We start from the raw sequence: 817 nt of genomic DNA, 5'->3' as shown, positions 1-817 counted from the left end.
AGCGCCAGGCGCGCGCCGCGGCGAGCGAGCGCGAGCGCGAGCGCCTCGCCGATGCCGGACGACGCGCCCACGATCCACACCCGCCGCCCCGCCCACTCGCGGATCGGCGCGTTGAGCGGCGCGAACCAGCCGCGGCGGACGGCAGGCGTGGTCACGGACGCGGCCTCTTGTGGAAGGACAGCGTGACCTCGCCGAGGCGGAAGCCCCACTTGCTCATCAGCGAGCGGTTGAGCATGACCTGGTCATCCATCAGGAACATCCAGTCGTCGAAGTCCACGTTGTAGACCTTGCCATCCACCGGCAGCGCCAGCACGTAGCGCCAGCGCAGCGCGTTGCCGGCCGCCTCGCCGGTGGCCTCGCCGACCACGTCGTCGGCACGGCCGCTGTAACGCCCCGGGCCGAGCCGGGTGATCGTCCACACGCGGCGCTGGGTCGTGCCGTCGGAATAGGTGAAGCGCTCGTCGAGCGTGCCGGTGTCGCCCTGCCAGCGCGCGTCGATGAGCACGTGGAAGCGCTTGACCACCTTGCCCGAGCGATCCTGGAACATGCCCCAGGCGTCGATCGTGCCGTCGAAGTAGTCGCGCAGCTCGAGCACGGGCGTCTCGGCACGGTATTCGTCGATATTCACGCTGCTACACCCCCAGAGCCCCAGCAGGGCCACGCACATCAGGAAAAAACGCTTCATCTCTCTTCTCCTCCAGCCAGATCCAGCCTCTCCGCACGCCCGCCCCGCAGCCGTCGCGGCTCGCCTCGCGCCTACGACCGCTCCGCCCCGCGCGCGGCGGACTCCGCCGGGCCGGCACACGGCGCCAGCGGC

At 71.1% G+C, this 817-nt stretch carries 1 protein-coding gene; it reads right to left on the bottom strand.

The features are described 5' to 3' along the window. Positions 1-151 precede the first annotated feature (151 nt). Positions 152-685, bottom strand: coding sequence for a DUF3833 domain-containing protein (locus C667_RS23515; protein WP_004391165.1), 534 nt, complete (start codon positions 683-685; stop codon positions 152-154). Positions 686-817 lie beyond the last annotated feature (132 nt).

This window comes from Thauera phenylacetica B4P (assembly GCF_000310225.1).
Classification (GTDB): domain Bacteria; phylum Pseudomonadota; class Gammaproteobacteria; order Burkholderiales; family Rhodocyclaceae; genus Thauera; species Thauera phenylacetica.
Note: the sequence above shows the minus strand (reverse complement) of the source record. Positions and strands in the feature narration are given on the sequence as shown.

Bases quoted from the DNA above. Each gene is read 5' to 3' on its own strand.
- C667_RS23515 (WP_004391165.1), bottom strand. From the start codon at position 685: ATGAAGCGTTTTTTCCTGATGTGCGTGGCCCTGCTGGGGCTCTGGGGG.